The following is a 16370-nucleotide window of genomic DNA, read 5'->3' on the forward strand; positions in this document are numbered from 1 at the left end:
GTGCCGTGCGGCGGCAGCTTCCTTTCTGCGGGCCGTTTCGCGATGATCTTCGGCACGATGAACGTTCCAGTTCCCCGGACCGGTGCCCAGCCGACGGTGTCCCGGCTGCGGGCGTACATTGCGTTCAGCGGATGTCGTCGATCTGCCTGGGCGCGATACTGGGGCACTAAGGTTCGAACCAGTCACCCGGCCACCACGCCCGCGGCCGGCTCGGGCCGGGGACGAACGAGCACAGGTTCGACGCCGACGCGACGCGCCTGCTGCCTGACCGCGTCTGGCAGTCCGTTCGCGGACGTACCGAGGAGGAGACCGGATGACCCAGCACACCGTGGGCGAGCAGTCCGCCACGCTGGCCGACCGTGCACCGTCGGCCGCACGGGTGTTTCTCGACCGGGTGGCAAGCACGCCGCATCGCGAGGCGTTCCGCTACCCGGTCGGTGACCGGTGGGAGTCGGTGACCTGGCACCAGGTCGGAGAGCGGGTCAACCGCATCGCTGCCGGGTTGCTGGCGCTGGGCCTGCAGACCGAGGACCGGGTCGCCGTCGCGTCGACCACCCGCTACGAGTGGGTGCTGGCCGACGCGAGCATCATGTGCGCCGGCGGGGCGACCACCACCGTCTACCCGACCACCGGGAGCGAGGACGTCCAGTTCATCCTGGCCGACTCCAACAGCCGGGTGCTGTTCGCCGAGGACGACGAGCAGATCGCCAAAGTGCGCAGGCACCGCGAGAAGTTGCCGGACCTGCAGCAGGTGGTCACGTTCGACGGCACCCCGGACGGCGACTGGGTGATCTCGCTCGCCGACCTGGAGAAGAAGGGCGAGGAGTACCTGAAGGAGAACCCGGACGCCGTGGAGAAGGCGGTGTCCGCGCTGACGCCTGACCACCTCGCCACGCTGATCTACACGTCGGGCACAACCGGCCGACCGAAGGGCGTGCGGCTGGTGCACGACTGCTGGAGCTACGAGGGCGCCGCCATCCGGGCCCTGAACCTGCTGACCGAGGACGACCTGCAATACCTGTGGCTGCCGCTGTCGCACGTGTTCGGCAAGGTGCTGCTGTGCGCGCAGGCGGAGATCGGGTTCGCCACCGCGGTCGACGGCCGGATCGACAAGATCGTGGACAACCTCGGCGTGGTGAAGCCGACCTTCATGGGCGCGGCACCCCGGATCTTCGAGAAGGTGCACGCCAGGGTCACCACCATGACCCACGACGAGGGCGGCCTGAAGGCCAAGATCTTCGACTGGGCGTTCCGGGTGGGCATCAAGGTGTCCCGCCTGCGCAGGGCGGGCAAGCCGGTGCCCAAGCCGCTGCAGCTGCAGTTCGCCATCGCGGACAAGCTGGTGTTCACCAAGCTGCGGGAACGGTTCGGCGGCCGCATCCGCTACCTGATCTCCGGCTCGGCCGCGTTGAACAACGACATCGCCGAGTGGTTCGACGCCGCAGGGCTGACCATTCTGGAAGGCTACGGCCTGACCGAGACCAGCGGCGCCAGCTGCGTCAACCGCCCGGACGACCAGCAGATCGGCACGGTCGGCCCGCCGCTGCCGGGCACCGAGATCAAGATCGCCTCCGACGGCGAGATCCTGATGCGCGGCCCCGGCGTGATGCGCGGCTACCACAACCAGCCGGACCTGACCGCCGAGGTGCTCGACGAGGACGGCTGGTTCCACACCGGTGACATCGGCGAGCTGGTCGGCAACAAGGTCCGGATCACCGACCGGAAGAAGGACCTGATCAAGACCTCGGGCGGCAAGTACGTCGCCCCGCAGGCGATCGAGGCCCAGTTCAAGGCCATCTGCCCGTACGCGGCGCAGCTGGTGGTGCACGGCGAGGGCCGCAAGTTCGTCTCCGCGCTGGTGACGCTGGACCCGGAGGCCATCCAGGAGTGGGCGGAGCAGCACGGCATGGCGGGCAAGAGCTACGCCGAGATCGTGACCTCCGACCAGGCCCGCGAGATGGTGCAGAAGTACATCGACGAGCTGAACAGCAGGCTGAACCGGTGGGAGACGATCAAGAAGTTCGTCATCCTGCCGCACGACCTGACCGTCGAAGAGGGCGAGCTGACGCCGAGCCTGAAGCTCAAGCGCAAGGCGGTCGAGCAGAAGTACCGGGACCTGCTGGACGACCTCTACGACTGACCGGCCGCGGCGGTGGCGTCCGGCCGGCCACCGGCCGGGGACGCCGAGCAGCGCGGGCGGTCGTCATGCCGACGGGCCGGTGAGTGCGCAACACCACTCGCCGGCCCGTTTCGTGTTGCCCAACCGTCGCGTACTGTTCACGTTTGAGCTGCGCAAACGCCGCGGCGCACGGCACGTCACCCCAGCGTTCACCGCCGCCGTCGGCACAGCCAGAAGCACAACAAATTTCACACGTGTTTCCGGTGGGGCTTTCGCGGGAGCAGAAGTTCACCGTAAAGTAACTGAACTCCCGGTGACCCCGGGCGTGACGCGACCGCGACTTCGCACAGCGAAGCCACCGCCGGTCTGATTCGCGCGCACATCGTGGTGCGCCGTCTCGCGCACATCGTGGTGCGCCGATTTCCTCCATGTTCGAGGCCGCACAGTGCGGTGCCGGCCGATGTCCCGCTCATCTGTTCGCACTGGCGCGATCGTCTACGAGCCGACCATCGCACCGGGCAGGTTCGCCGTTACCCGACCGTGACAGCTTCACCGGATCGGCCCAACATACCTGCACGGCGCTGACACCACACGGAAGGACAGCCAGCCGTGTCCCACCACACCCCTGGCCCTCAGCAGGCCGGTCTGTACGACCCGTCGTACGAGCACGACGCCTGCGGTGTCGCTTTCGTCGCCGATCTCACCGGCCGCCGTTCCCACTCGATCGTGCGCAAGGCCCTGACCGCGCTGAAGAACCTCGAGCACCGCGGAGCACGGGGTGCCGAACCGGACACCGGCGACGGCGCCGGCCTGCTCATCCAAGTGCCCGACGAGTTCTTCCGTGCCGTCGTCGACTTCGCCCTGCCCCCCGCCGGGCGGTACGCCGTCGGCACCGCGTTCCTGCCCACCGACGACGCCGCCCGCCGCTCGGTCGTCCAGACCGTGGAGCGGATCGCGGCCGAGGAAGGCATGCGTGTGCTCGGCTGGCGTGACCTGCCGATCGACGATCGGCACGTCGGACGGATCGCCGCCTCCACCATGCCCACGTTCCGGCAGGTGTTCCTCGCCCCGCAGGACCCGGCGGTGACCGGGATGGACCTGGAGCGGCTGGCGTTCGTGGTGCGCAAGCGTGCCGAGCACGCGTGCGCGGACGCCGACCCGAAGGGCGGCATCGGGCTGTACTTCCCCAGCCTGTCCAGCCGCACCATCGTCTACAAGGGCATGCTGACCGAGTCGCAGCTGGAGAAGTTCTTCGTCGACTTGAGCGACGAGCGCATGGTCAGCGCGATCGGCCTGGTGCACAGCCGGTTCTCCACCAACACCTTCCCGTCCTGGCCGTTGGCGCACCCGTACCGGTACATCGCGCACAACGGCGAGATCAACACGCTGCGCGGCAACCGGAACTGGATGGACGCGCGCGAGTCGACGCTGGCCAGCGACCTGTTCTCCGGCGACCTGTCCAGGATCTTCCCGATCATCACCAGGGGCGCCAGCGACTCGGCCTCGTTCGACGAGGTGCTGGAGCTGCTGCACCTCGGCGGCCGCAGCCTGCCGCACGCGGTGCTCATGATGATCCCCGAGGCGTGGGAGAACCACGAGGAGATGGACCCGGCGCGGCGGGCGTTCTACCAGTTCCACTCCACGATGATGGAGCCGTGGGACGGGCCCGCCCTGGTCGCGTTCACCGACGGCACCCAGATCGGTGCGGTGCTGGACCGCAACGGCTTGCGCCCGGCGCGCTACTGGGTCACCGAGGACGGCCTGGTCATCGCCGCGTCCGAGGTCGGCGTACTGGACGTCGACCCGGCCACCATCGTCCGCAAGGGCAGGCTGGAACCGGGCCGGATGTTCCTGGTCGACACCGAGCAGCACCGCATCATCGACGACGACGAGGTCAAGGGCCAGCTGGCCGCCGAGCACCCGTACCAGGCGTGGCTGGAGCACCCGACCACCGGGATGCTGCACCTGGACGAGCTGCCCGGGCGCACCCGCGAAGGCACGCCCAGCCAGGCGTCGCTGGTGCAGCGCCAGCAGGTGTTCGGCTACACCCAGGAGGATGTGTCGATCCTGGTGGGGCCGATGGCGAGGACCGGGTCGGAGCCGCTGGGGTCGATGGGCAACGACGCGCCGCTGGCCCCGCTGTCGGACCGGCCGCGCCTGCTGTTCGACTACTTCACCCAGCTGTTCGCCCAGGTCACCAACCCTCCGCTGGACGCGATCCGGGAGGAGCTGGTCACGTCGCTGAGCACCCAGGTGGGCAGCGAGCCGAACCTGCTGTCCGCCGACCCGCGGCACGCACGCAAGATCGTGCTGCCGTTCCCGGTGCTGGACAACGACCAGCTGGCCAAACTGGTGCACGCCAACGACGACGGCACCCTGCCGGAGTTCCAGTCCTACACCGTGCGCGGTCTGTACGACGTGCGCGGCGGCGGAGCGGCGTTGCAGGCCAAGCTCAAGGAGATCTGCGCCGACGTGGTCACCGCCATCCGTGACGGCGCCCGGCTGATCGTCCTGTCCGACCGCGGCGCCACCAAGGACCTGGCGCCGATCCCGTCGCTGCTGCTCACCGGCGCGGTGCACCACCACCTGGTGCGCGAGAAGCTGCGCACCCAGGTGGGCCTGGTCGTCGAGGCGGGCGACGCCCGCGAGGTGCACCACATCGCGCTGCTGATCGGCTACGGGGCGGCGGCGGTCAACCCGTACCTGGCCATGGCGACGGCCGAGGCCATGGCCGAGCGCGGCGAGCTGGGCCCGGACGTCGACCCCGAGCGCGCCACCAGCAACCTGATCAAGGCGCTGGGCAAGGGTGTGCGCAAGACGATGTCCAAGATGGGCGTCTCGACCGTCGCCTCCTACACCGGGGCGCAGATCTTCGAGGCGCTCGGCCTCGGCAAGGAGGTCATCGACACCTGCTTCACCGGCACCACGTCGCGCTTGGGCGGCGTCGGGTTCGACGTGCTGGCCGAAGAGGTGGCGCGCAGGCACCGGCTGGCCTTCCCGCCGGACGGGGTCCGGGCCAGCCACCGCGAGCTGGAGCCCGGCGGTGACTACCAGTGGCGGCGCGAGGGCGAGTACCACCTGTTCAACCCGCAGACGGTGTTCAAGCTGCAGCACTCCACCCGCGCGGGCAAGTACGAGATCTTCAAGGAGTACACCAAGGCCGTCGACGACCAGTCCGAGCGACTGGGCACGCTGCGCGGCCTGTTCGAGCTGAAGACCGGGGTGCGTCCGCCGGTGCCGATCGACGAGGTCGAACCGGTGTCCGAGATCGTCAAGCGGTTCTCCACCGGCGCCATCTCCTATGGCTCGATCTCCAAGGAGATGCACGAGACGCTGGCCATCGCCATGAACCGGCTCGGCGCGAAGTCGAACACCGGAGAGGGCGGCGAGGACCCGGAGCGGCTGTACGACCCCGAGCGTCGCTCGGCGATCAAGCAGGTCGCCTCCGGCCGGTTCGGCGTGACGTCGGAATACCTGGTCAACGCCGACGACATCCAGATCAAGATGGCGCAGGGCGCCAAGCCGGGCGAGGGCGGGCAGCTGCCCGGCGCCAAGGTGTACCCGTGGATCGGCAAGACCAGGCACTCCACCCCCGGCGTCGGCCTGATCTCCCCGCCGCCGCACCACGACATCTACTCGATCGAGGACCTGGCGCAGCTGATCCACGACCTGAAGAACGCCAACCCGGCGGCCCGCATCCACGTGAAGCTGGTCTCCGAGGTGGGCGTGGGCACCGTGGCCGCAGGCGTGGCCAAGGCGCATGCCGACGTGGTGCTGATCTCCGGGCACGACGGCGGCACCGGCGCCTCCCCGCTGTCGTCCATCAAGCACGCGGGCGGCCCGTGGGAGCTCGGCTTGGCGGAAACCCAGCAGACGCTGCTGCACAACAAGCTGCGCGACCGGATCGTGGTGCAGACCGACGGCCAGCTGAAGACCGGCCGGGACGTCATCATCGCCACGCTGCTCGGCGCCGAGGAGTTCGGCTTCGCCACCGCTCCCCTGGTGGTGTCCGGCTGCGTGATGATGCGGGTCTGCCACCTGGACACCTGCCCGGTCGGCGTGGCGACGCAGAACCCGAAGCTGCGCGCCAAGTTCAGCGGCAAGGCCGAGTACCTGGTGAACTTCTTCGAGTTCATCGCCCAGGAGGTACGCGAGTACCTGGCCGCGCTCGGCTTCCGCTCGATCGCCGAGGCGGTCGGCCACGCCGAGTACCTGGACACCCGCAAGGCCGTCGACCACTGGAAGGCGGCCGGGCTGGACCTGTCGCCGATCCTGCACGTGCCGGACAACGCCCCGGCCGGCCTGCGCAACCAGCAGCGGCCGCAGGATCACGGGCTGCACAAGGCGCTGGACAACACGCTCATCCAGCTGTCCCAGGGTGCGCTCGACGAGGGCAGGCCGGTCAAGCTCGAGCTGCCGGTGCGCAACGTCAACCGCACGGTCGGCACGATGCTCGGGCACGAGGTCACCAAGCGCTGGGGCGGCGAGGGTTTGCCGGACGACACCATCGACGTGACCTTCACCGGCACCGCGGGCCAGTCGTTCGGCGCGTTCATCCCGCGCGGCGTCACGCTGCGGCTCTACGGCGACGCCAACGACTACGTGGGCAAGGGGCTCTCCGGCGGTCGTATCGTCATCCGCCCGCACCCCGGCGCCCAGTTCGCCGCGGAGAAGAACCTGATCGCGGGCAACGTCATCTGCTACGGGGCCACCAGCGGGGAGATCTTCCTGCGTGGCCTGGTCGGCGAGCGGTTCTGCGTGCGGAACTCCGGCGCCACCGCCGTGGTGGAGGGCGTCGGTGACCACGGGTGCGAGTACATGACCGGTGGCCGGGTGGTGGTGCTCGGCCGGATCGGCCGCAACTTCGCCGCCGGTATGTCCGGCGGGATCGCCTACGTGCACGACCTGGCCGCGTACAAGCACCGGGTCAACATGGAGATGGTCGACATCGACCCGCTGGACGAGGAGGACATCGCGTTCCTGCACGAGGCGGTCAGCAAGCACTTCGCGGAGACCGACTCCGCGGTGGCCCGTGCGCTGCTGGCCGACTGGGACGCCGAGGTGCAGCGGTTCGGCAAGGTCATGCCGAAGGACTACAAGCGCGTGCTCGCCGCCAAGGCTGCCGCCGAGCGCGACGGTCGGGACATCGACGAGGCTGTGATGGAGGCGGCTCATGGCTGATCCGAAGGGATTCCTCACCACGCGCCGGGAGCTTCCCGGCACGCGTCCGGTCACGCTCCGGCTGAAGGACTGGCGGGAGGTCTACGAGGACCCGCGCGACTACATCGCCAACAAGCTGCCGAAGCAGGCGGGCCGGTGCATGGACTGCGGCATCCCGTTCTGCCACCAGGGCTGCCCGCTGGGCAACCTCATCCCGGACTGGAACACGCTGGTCTGGAAGCAGAACTGGGCAGAGGCCATCGAGCGGCTGCACGCGACGAACAACTTCCCGGAGTTCACCGGCGCGTTGTGTCCCGCGCCCTGCGAGTCGGCATGCGTGCTGGGCATCAACGACGATCCGGTGACCATCAAACGGGTCGAGCTGTCCATCATCGACAAGGCGTGGGAAGCCGGGTACGTGCGCCCGCTGCCGCCGGCCACGACCACCGGCAAGACGGTCGCGGTGGTGGGTTCGGGGCCAGCCGGGCTGGCCGCTGCCCAGCAGCTGACCAGAGCCGGGCACGCGGTGACGGTGTTCGAGCGCGCCGACGCCATCGGTGGCCTGCTCCGCTACGGCATCCCCGAGTTCAAGATGGAGAAGTGGCGGCTGGACCGCAGGCTGGAGCAGATGCGGGCCGAGGGCACCCGGTTCGTCACCGAGGTCGAGGTCGGTGTGGACATCACCGCCGACGAGCTGCGCGCGCAGTACGACGCGGTGGTGCTGGCCGGAGGCGCCACCCAGTGGCGGGACCTGCCCATCCCCGGGCGCGACGCCGAGGGCGTCTACCAGGCGATGGAATACCTGCCACTGGCCAACCGGGTCGCCGCAGGCAAGCTGGCGGATTCGCCGGTCTCGGCCAAGGGCAAGGACGTGGTGATCATCGGCGGCGGGGACACCGGCGCCGACTGCCTGGGCACCGCGCACCGGCAGGGCGCGCGTTCGGTGACCCAGCTGGAGATCATGCCCAAGCCGCCCCAGACGCGGTCGGACGCCCACCCGTGGCCGACCTACCCGATGATCTACCGGGTCTCGTCGGCGCACGAGGAGGGCGGCGAGCGGCTGTACTCGGTGAGCACGCAACGGTTCCTCACCGACGAGCACGGCAAGCTGCGCGGTCTGCAGGTGGTCGAGGTCGAGCGCGTCGGCGGCCGGTTCGAGCCGATCCCCGGCACCGAACGGGAGCTGCCCGCGCAGCTGGTCACGCTGGCGCTGGGCTTCGTCGGCCCGGAGAAGAGCCGGCTGCTGACCGATCTCGGCGTGGAGTTCGACGAGCGCGGCAATGTCGCGCGCGGGCCGGACTTCCAGACCAACGTCGACGGCGTGTTCAGTGCCGGTGACATGGGCCGTGGTCAGTCGCTCATCGTGTGGGCGATCGCCGAGGGCAGGGCGGCAGCCGCGGGCGTGGACGCCTACCTGACCGGGCGGGACATCCTGCCTGCGCCGATCAAGCCCACCGACCGCCCGATCGCCTGAGCGGAGCTCGGGCCCCCGGTCAACGGCCCGCCGACAACGGCGTCGGCGGGCCGTCCTTCGTCGTCCGCGTGGCTATCGTGGGCGAAGGCGACGAAGCGGCGGGTGACACGGAGGGACGGGCCATGGGCCGGGACTGGGAGACCGAGCTGGCGGAGGTCTGGGCGCAACTGGACGACCTGCCGCCGGAGACGTTCCGCCGGCGGATCGACGAGCTGGCTGCGCGCTGTCCGCACGGGGGCGGTGTCGCCGACTTCGAGCGGGCCTCGGCCTTCGACTCCACCGATTGCCCGGAACAGGCCGTCGCCCTCTACCGGCAGGCGCTGAGCGCAGGACTGACCGGGCTCCGTCGGCGCCGGGCGGTCATCCAGCTGGCCAGCTCGTTGCGCAACGTCGGCCGGGCGGAAGAAGGCGTGCGGCTGCTGGAGCGGGAGCTGGAAACGCACTCGGACGAGCTCGATGACGCGGTGCGCGCGACGCTGGCGCTGGCACTGGCCGACGTCGGCAGGAGCCGGGAAGCCGTCGGGCACGCCGTCTACGCGCTCTCCCGTCATCTCCCCCGGTATCAGCGTTCGATGGCGGCGTACGGCCGCGAGCTGATCGACTCCGCACGCCCCTGAGCACCACCGGGCGCGATCATCCTGCCGCCGCGTTCGCCACCGACACCAGCGCAGCACCGAGCTCGTCGGGCCGGCTGAACTGTGGCCAGTGCCCGGTCAGCAGGTCGATGTAGTCGACGTGCCGCAGCTTGGCCACTTCCCGCGTGTACGGGTTGTCGCTGTCGATCATCTGCCGTATTTCCGCGCTGCTGACCTCGCACGCGATGATCGTCACCGGCACCTGGTATCGCCGCTCGTCCGTCAGCCGCACCGGGTCCCTGGCCACGCGCTCCGGGGTCGGGATCGCACCGGCCCGGAACCGCGCACGCAGCTCGTCGTCCAGGCCGGCGAGGCTCCGTTCGTCGAAGAACGCCCAGTCGGGCAGCGGAATCTCGCCTCCCTGTGCGGGCAGCTCGGGGTTGATCGGATCGCCGTCGTTGAGCGGAGCCGCATCGACGTAGACCGCGCGCGCCACCTTGTCCGGGCGCGCGTCGACCGCCGCGTGCACGACCGGTCCGCCACCGGAGTGACCGACAAGCACCACCGGGTCGGGCCGCGCGCAAGCGTCCACCTTCGCCACGACCGCGTCCACGTGGTCGCGGAGTGTGATCGCCGATCGGTTCGCCTCACGTGACTCGAGGCCGGGCAACGTCATCGGGTGCGGACGATGCCCCGCCTCACGCAACGCGGGCAGCACCGCGTCCCACGACGAAGCATCCAGCCAGAACCCGGGAACCAGGATCACGTCCATTCCAGGACCGTACACGCCCGGGATGTCACCCCGGCGGCGCCTAGCCGGGTTGCGGCCGAACCACCATCACCGGGCATTCGGCGTAGTGCAGCATCGCGTGGCTGGTGGAACCGACCAGAAGGCCGGTGAATCCGCCGCGGCCCCGGCTGCCGACGACCAGGACGCTGGCCTCCGCGCTGCGTTCGATCAGGCATTCCCGGGGACGGGCCCGCACGACCACCGGTTCGACGTCGACCTGCGGGTACAAGCCGGCCCACCGATCGAGCCAGCGATCGAGCACGCGCCGCTCGTCCGCCTCCTGCGGTTCACTCGCCTGGCCCTGTTCCGTACGCGGCCGGTGGGAGTCGCCGTGATGGCAGGCGTGCACCGCCACCAGCGGGACGTTGCGCCGGGCGGCTTGCGCGAAGGCGCATCCGAGGGCGAGGTTGCTCAGCTCGCTGCCGTCCACGCCGACCACCACGGGAGCGTGCGGCCGATCCCGCCCGCGGACGGCGACCACCGGGCATTGCGCGTGCGCCGACAGCGTGAGCGTCGTCGAGCCGAGCAGCACCCCGGCGAGCGCTCCGCGCCCGGAGCCACCGAGCACCACGCACCGGGCGGCGCCCGACTCGGCGATCAGAGCCAGCACCGCGGGCTCGGTGGTGGACGACGTGCTCACCTGCAGATCGGGCACGATCTCGGTGGCGGCCAGCCGGGCCTGCTCGAGCAACGCCGTGGACTCCTGCTCCAGCAGGCCGAACAGCTCGGTGGACGGGGCGATGGCCCCGCCGGGGAAGAATTCCGCCGAGCCGATGGCATGGACCAGGCGCAGGCCCGCGCCTTGCCCGGCCGCCTCGGCGGCGGCCCACCGGACCGCGCGCAGCGACGCCTCCGACCCGTCCACCCCGGCGACCACCGGGCCGTGCCACCGTGGCCATCGCTCGGTCATCGCCCCAGGGTAGGACGAACGGATCATGCTCGAAAGCCGATCGGCCTCCGTCACGGTGACCCGCGACCGAATCGTCGTGCTGTCGGGACCAACGCCGCCAGGGCCGGGGCGAGGAAGCACACGCCAGCGCAGGTCACCAGGACCGCGTCGACGCCGAACGCGTCGACCGCGGGCGCGATCAACGCCAGGCCGACCGGTGACAGGCCGTAGGAGACCAGGAAGTCCAGCGACGACACCCTGGCCAGCTTGCCGGGATCCACTTCGCGTTGCGCGGCGGTGAACCACGGGACGTTGAACAGCTCGATGCCGATCCCCGCGATCACGTACCCGGCGACCACCACCGCCGGGTGAACGGGAACGAGCATGCCCAGCGGCGCGAACCCGTAGCAGGCGAGCCCGGCCAGTGCCGCCCAGCCCTGTGCCCGCGGCCGCCAGCGCGCCACCACCATCGCGCCCACCAGCGCCCCGGCGGTGTATCCGGTCATCGCCGCGGCCAGCACCGCACCCGAACCGAACGTGTCCCGGCTGACCAGCGGCAACACCACTCCGGTCGCCGCGTACCCGGTCGCGATCACGGCCGTCAGCGCCGCCAGGCCGGCCAGGAACCACGGGTGCCGCCGCGCCTCCCGCAGGCCCTCGGCGAACTCACGGACGAACCCGATGCCGCGCCTGGTGCCGCCGGGTGCGCGGGCTGCACCGCGTGGCGGCACCACAGCTGCCGTCGACCACAGCACTCCGATGCCGATCAGCAGCGTCGTCGCACCGGCCACCGCAGCCAGCACGGCAGTCACTCCCGGCGCGATCAGCGTGGTCACCCGCACCGAGAACGTCATCGCCGCGTTCGCTTGCTGGCGCCGGTCCTCCGCCACGACCTCGGCCGTCAGTGCTTGGAAAGCCGGCCGGCAGGCGCCTTGCCCGGCGCCGGCGAAGGCGGCCGCAACCGCCATCAAGCTCAACGACCGCCCCAGCCCTGCCGCGATGACAGGTGTGGCGACCGCCGCCGTGAGACACGCGGCCCACACCACGTGTCGCCTGGCGTATCGGTCCGCCAGGACACCACTGACCGGAACGGCGGCGAGGAAGCCCGCGGTGCGAGCGGCCAGCACGATGCCCAAGCCGGTGGCGGAGAGGCTGCCCTCGAGCACGGCCAGGCCCAGGACGAAAGGAAGGGCCCACGTCGCCAGGCCGGACGCCGTGGTGCCCAGCCACAGCCGGACGAAGTGCCGGTCGCGCAGGATCGACCGGTTCGTCGGCGGAGGCCCCTCCGCTGCCCGGCGGCCGGGTCCGGCGGCCTGTTCGCCCGACGTGGTCGCCGCCGATCCGGATTCCGGTGACCGCGCATCGGCGGGCGGGTCTGCCAGGGCGGGCTGGATGGCATCGGTTGACGTGCTCGGCTGCGACGGCACGGGTGTCCCTTCGACGATGTGAGCTTCTCGATCGTTATTGAAAACGATAATCAACCTCGATTAGGGTCCGTCACGAGACCCACACGATCCTGGAGTTGCCATGACCCCTCGTGTCATCGCCGCGCTGGCCTGCGGTGCCGTTCTGCTCGGCGGGTGCTCCGCTCCCGCTCAGCAGGCACCGTCCGCGTCGTCAGGGGCCGTTCACGTGACGAGTTGCGGCATGCCGTTGACGTTCGCCGAACGCCCGCAGCGGGTAGTGACGCTGGACCAGACGTCGACCGAGACACTGCTGGCGCTCGGCCTGGCCGATCGCATGGCCGGGACGTCGAACCTGAAGACGCGGGTGGCCCCGCAGTTCGCCGCCGACTACCGGCGGGTGAAGGTGCTCAGCCCCGGCCTGCTGACGTCGGAGCAACTGCGCGCCGCCAACCCGGATTTCGTGGTCGCGTCGTTCGCCGACCAGTTCACCCGTGACCGCGTGGGGACCAGGGAGGAACTGCACGAGCTCGGCGTGCCCACGTTCGTCAGCGCGGTCGACTGCCCCACCGGCGACGACTCCCCGTTCGATCGGCTGCACCAGGACTACCGCACGCTCGGCCGTATCTTCGGGGTGACCGAACGTGCCGAGCGGCTGATCGCCGAGCAGCAGAAGGCGATCGGCAAAGCGCGGTCGCTGCGCGCCCGCAACCGGCCCACGGTGCTGTGGCTGTACTCGGTGTTCAACGACGTGCCGTACGTGGCGGGCGGCATCGGGATCCCGGCTGCGATGAGCGAAATCCTCGGCGTGCGCAACGCCTTCGACGATGTCGGCCAGCAGTGGCCGGAGGTGTCGTGGGAGCAGATCGCCGCGCGTGAGCCCGACGTCATCGTGGTCGGCGATCTGTCCGAGCGTGGAGCGCCAGGCGACAGCGCCGAGGAGAAGATCGCGCAGATCCGGCAGCACCCGGTGATGTCCAGGCTGGACGCGGTGCGCCACAACCGGTTCGTCACGGTGTCCGGCATCGAACTCGACCCGTCGGTGCGCTCGCACAACGCGCTCACCGAAGTGGCGCAGGCACTGGCCGACATGCCTGCTCTGGCCGGTGACACGTCCCGATGAGCACGGCGAACCGCCTCGTCGTGCGGGTCGGCAGGACGGGCGCGCTCGGCCCGGCCGCCGTGGTCGCTCTGGTCGCCTCCCTGGCGGCCTGCGTGGTCATCGGCGCCGGTGACGTCACCTACGGGCACGTCGCCACCGTGCTCGGCACCCGCCTTGGGCTCCCGGTGGAGCCCCTGCCGCCCCTAACCGACTCGCTCATCTGGCAACTGCGCATTCCCCGCGTGCTGCTCGCGGCGGTCGTCGGCGCGGCGCTGGCGGTGTGCGGAGCCGTTCTGCAGGCGTTGACCAGGAACGCGCTGGCTGATCCCTATCTGCTCGGCGTCTCGTCGGGAGCGTCCACGGGCGCCGTGGTGGTCGCGGTGTCCGGTGTCGGAAGCACGATCGGCCTGACCGCGGGTGCGCTGGCCGGTGCCCTTACTGCATTCGGCCTGCTGCTGTTGCTGTTGCGGCGCAGCGGGCTCGATTCGCTGCGCGTCGTGCTCACCGGTGTCGTGGTCGGCCAGCTGTTCACCGCGCTGACGTCGCTGGTGCTGATGGCGTCCGGCGACGCCGACACCACCCGGTCGGTCACGTACTGGCTGCTCGGATCGCTCTCGTCGGCCCGGTGGGACGGCGTCGTCGGGTGCGCCGTCGTCACGGTGCTCGCGCTGGTGGTGTGCCGCTACTACGCGGTCTCGCTCGACGCTCTCGGATTCGGCGCCGACACCGCGGCGTCCGTTGGTGTCGATGTCCGGCGCACCCGGCTGGTCCTGCTCGTGGTGACGTCGCTGCTCACCGCGGTGGCGGTGTCCGCGGTCGGGGCGATCGGGTTCGTCGGCCTGATCGTCCCGCACGGCGTGCGCTTCCTTGCCGGGCCGCTGCATCGCACCCTGCTCCCCTACAGCGCGGTAGCCGGCGCGGTGTTCTTGGTGTGGGCCGACGCGCTGGCGCGCGTGCTCCTGGCCCCGCAAGAGGTGCCGGTGGGCGTGTTCACCGCGCTGGCCGGGGTGCCGTTGTTCCTGCTCATCCTGAAACGGCGAGGTGAACTGTGAGAGTGCAGGCCGACCGGCTGAGCTGGACGGCGAACGGCAAGCGGATCCTCCGTGGTGTCACGATCGACGTCCGGCCGGGGGAAACCCTGGGGGTCATCGGCCCCAACGGTTCGGGAAAGTCCACCCTGCTGCGCTGCCTGGCAGGCTTGCGGGTGCCGTCGGCGGGCACGGTGCGCTTCGACGGCGCCGACATTACGCGGTTCACGCCCCGGCAACTGGCGCGCAAGGTGGCCTTCGTCGAGCAGGACGCCCACGTCGCGTCCGAACTCCGGGTGGCGGACGTCGTCGCGCTCGGCCGCACACCGTACCGCTCGCCGTGGCGCGGTCTGCGGGAAGAAGACCACGCGGTGGTGGCCGAAGAGCTCGCGCGCATGGACATCAGCCACCTACGCGATCGTCCGTGGCGCAGCCTCTCCGGCGGCGAGCGCCAACGTGCGCACATCGCCCGTGGGCTGGCGCAGCGCACCCCGTGCCTGCTGCTCGACGAGCCCGCGAACCACCTGGACATCCGCCACCAGCTGGACCTGCTGACCACGCTGGCGGCATCACCCGCCACGGTGCTGATCGCGGTGCACGACCTCACGCTCGCCGCACGATTCTGCGACCGCCTGGCCCTGCTGGCCGGCGGCGAGATCGTCGCCACCGGAACCCCGGCCGAGGTGCTGACCCCGGACCGGGTGCGCTCGGTGTTCGCCGTCGACGCCCGGCTCGAGACCGATCGTCGCGGCCATCCGTTCGTCAGCCTGCACCCGCTGACCGACCCTGCCCACCCCATCGCAGGCAGCCGCCCGTCCCCCGCTCCGGCCACGGAGCAACCCTCCCCCGTTCTCACCGTCGACCAAGGAGAGCTTGCGTGACCGTCACAGGCCTGCTGTCCGACGTGCTCACTGGACGGTTCGGCCCGTCCCCCGCCGAGCTGACCGCCACCAGCGTCTTCTGGGTGCACCACGGCACCCGGCTGGCCGGAGCGGACGTCACCTATCGCAATCAGTACGTGCTCGTGCGCTGCGGCAGCGCCTTCGGTGCGTGCGCGTTCGAACCCGGAGAAGTGGACCCGGAGCTGTGCATCCGGGTGTCCGGGGCGACGCTCGCCGACCTCATCGCCTCCGGCCCGCTGCCGCTGCGGATCGCCGCCGCGGACGCCTACCTGGCCGGCAGGCAGCCGTTCCGGGACGACCCGCGCGCCGAGCGGGTCACTCTGCCGGCAGGCACCCCGGAACGGCGAGCGCACGCCAGGGACGCGGCCATCGCCGGCCTGCTCGACGTCCCCGCCGGCAGCAAGGTCGCGCTCATCGGAGTGGTGAACCCGCTGGTGGCCGCCATCCGCGACCGTGGTGCCGAGTGCCTGCCGTGCGACTACAACCTGCGCCACACGCGGTGGGGGGATCCGGTGACCGACGACATGCATCGCGTGCTCGGCACCGCCGACGCTGTCGTCGCCACCGGCATGACGTTGGGCAACGGCACGTTCGACACGATCTTGACCGAATGCCGCCGGCGCGAAGTTCCGCTGCTCGTCTACGCGCAAAGCGGAGCGGCCGTGGCGCGCGCGTTCCTTGGCGACGGGGTGACCGCGCTCAGCGCGGAGCCCTTCCCGTTCTCACAGTTCAGCGCCGAGCCGACCACCCTCTACCGGTATCGGGCGGACAGGCCGTGATCGGTATCGGACACGCCTCCGGCCACCACGGCGAACTCCTCCAAGGAATCTTCCTCGACGACGCCGGCAAACCGTGCCGGGGCCTGGTCACTCTCCCGACGCCGCACGCAGGCGTCCATGCGGAGTACCGGCGTTGTGCGGACCTTGCC

At 70.6% G+C, this 16370-nt stretch carries 11 protein-coding genes; 8 read left to right on the top strand and 3 right to left on the bottom strand.

Translation table 11 applies throughout. From position 1 onward, the window contains the following. The first annotated feature begins 313 nt into the window (after positions 1–313). The 4 genes from YWY_RS0107925 (at position 314) to YWY_RS0107940 (ending at position 9370) form a co-directional block, all read left to right on the top strand. Positions 314–2140 (top strand): AMP-dependent synthetase/ligase, encoded by a 1827-nt coding sequence (locus YWY_RS0107925; protein WP_028847175.1) that lies wholly within the window; start codon positions 314–316, stop codon positions 2138–2140. 588 nt (positions 2141–2728) lie between these two features. After that, positions 2729–7300 (top strand): glutamate synthase large subunit, encoded by a 4572-nt coding sequence (gene gltB, locus YWY_RS0107930; RefSeq protein WP_028847176.1) that lies wholly within the window; start codon positions 2729–2731, stop codon positions 7298–7300. Further along, positions 7293–8753: a glutamate synthase subunit beta gene (locus tag YWY_RS0107935; RefSeq protein WP_028847177.1), complete on the top strand. Its 1461-nt coding sequence runs from the start codon at positions 7293–7295 to the stop codon at positions 8751–8753. Before gltB ends, YWY_RS0107935 begins: the two co-directional genes overlap by 8 nt. 68 nt (positions 8754–8821) lie before the next feature. Then, positions 8822–9370, top strand: coding sequence for a tetratricopeptide repeat protein (locus tag YWY_RS0107940; RefSeq protein WP_245566598.1), 549 nt, complete (start codon positions 8822–8824; stop codon positions 9368–9370). A gap of 16 nt (positions 9371–9386) precedes the next feature. Here YWY_RS0107940 and YWY_RS0107945 read toward each other — a convergent pair whose 3' ends face one another. From YWY_RS0107945 to YWY_RS0107955, 3 genes are read right to left on the bottom strand one after another with little or no spacing between them, the layout of a single operon-like run. Next, positions 9387–10100 carry an alpha/beta fold hydrolase gene (locus tag YWY_RS0107945; RefSeq protein WP_028847179.1) on the bottom strand — a complete coding sequence of 238 codons (714 nt, stop codon included), beginning with the start codon at positions 10098–10100 and terminating at the stop codon, positions 9387–9389. A 40-nt stretch (positions 10101–10140) separates the two neighbouring features. Beyond that, positions 10141–11028 (bottom strand): universal stress protein, encoded by an 888-nt coding sequence (locus YWY_RS0107950; RefSeq protein ID WP_028847180.1) that lies wholly within the window; start codon positions 11026–11028, stop codon positions 10141–10143. Between the two features lie 50 nt (positions 11029–11078). After that, a complete protein-coding gene (locus YWY_RS0107955) occupies positions 11079–12266 on the bottom strand; it encodes an MFS transporter (protein WP_028847181.1) in 1188 nt (395 codons plus the stop codon). 388 nt (positions 12267–12654) lie between these two features. Here YWY_RS0107955 and YWY_RS20870 point away from each other — a divergent pair, with 388 nt between their 5' ends. Genes YWY_RS20870 through YWY_RS0107975 form a run of 4 tightly spaced genes read left to right on the top strand, consistent with a single transcriptional unit; the run spans position 12655 to position 16221 of the window. After that, positions 12655–13533, top strand: coding sequence for an ABC transporter substrate-binding protein (locus YWY_RS20870; RefSeq protein WP_211227497.1), 879 nt, complete (start codon positions 12655–12657; stop codon positions 13531–13533). Continuing rightward, the gene (locus YWY_RS0107965; RefSeq protein ID WP_051310037.1) at positions 13530–14564 is read left to right on the top strand and encodes a FecCD family ABC transporter permease; all 1035 of its coding nucleotides are present in this window, start codon (positions 13530–13532) and stop codon (positions 14562–14564) included. Before YWY_RS20870 ends, YWY_RS0107965 begins: the two co-directional genes overlap by 4 nt. Continuing rightward, positions 14561–15421, top strand: a complete 861-nt coding sequence (locus YWY_RS20875; RefSeq protein ID WP_084609107.1) for an ABC transporter ATP-binding protein — start codon at positions 14561–14563, stop codon at positions 15419–15421. The genes YWY_RS0107965 and YWY_RS20875 overlap by 4 nt, the downstream gene beginning before the upstream one ends. Further along, positions 15418–16221 (top strand): Rossmann-like domain-containing protein, encoded by an 804-nt coding sequence (locus YWY_RS0107975; protein WP_028847183.1) that lies wholly within the window; start codon positions 15418–15420, stop codon positions 16219–16221. Before YWY_RS20875 ends, YWY_RS0107975 begins: the two co-directional genes overlap by 4 nt. The last annotated feature ends 149 nt before the right edge of the window (positions 16222–16370 follow it).

The sequence above is a fragment of the Thermocrispum agreste DSM 44070 genome (genome assembly GCF_000427905.1).
Lineage (GTDB): Bacteria > Actinomycetota > Actinomycetes > Mycobacteriales > Pseudonocardiaceae > Thermocrispum > Thermocrispum agreste.

Excerpts from the sequence above, each read along its gene's own strand:
- YWY_RS0107925 (WP_028847175.1), top strand. The coding sequence starts at position 314 with ATGACCCAGCACACCGTGGGCGAGCAGTCCGCCACGCTGGCCGACCGT.
- YWY_RS0107935 (WP_028847177.1), top strand. The coding sequence starts at position 7,293 with ATGGCTGATCCGAAGGGATTCCTCACCACGCGCCGGGAGCTTCCCGGC.
- YWY_RS0107945 (WP_028847179.1), bottom strand. The coding sequence starts at position 10,100 with ATGGACGTGATCCTGGTTCCCGGGTTCTGGCTGGATGCTTCGTCGTGG.
- YWY_RS0107950 (WP_028847180.1), bottom strand. The coding sequence starts at position 11,028 with ATGACCGAGCGATGGCCACGGTGGCACGGCCCGGTGGTCGCCGGGGTG.
- YWY_RS20870 (WP_211227497.1), top strand. The coding sequence starts at position 12,655 with ATGCCGTTGACGTTCGCCGAACGCCCGCAGCGGGTAGTGACGCTGGAC.
- YWY_RS0107965 (WP_051310037.1), top strand. The coding sequence starts at position 13,530 with ATGAGCACGGCGAACCGCCTCGTCGTGCGGGTCGGCAGGACGGGCGCG.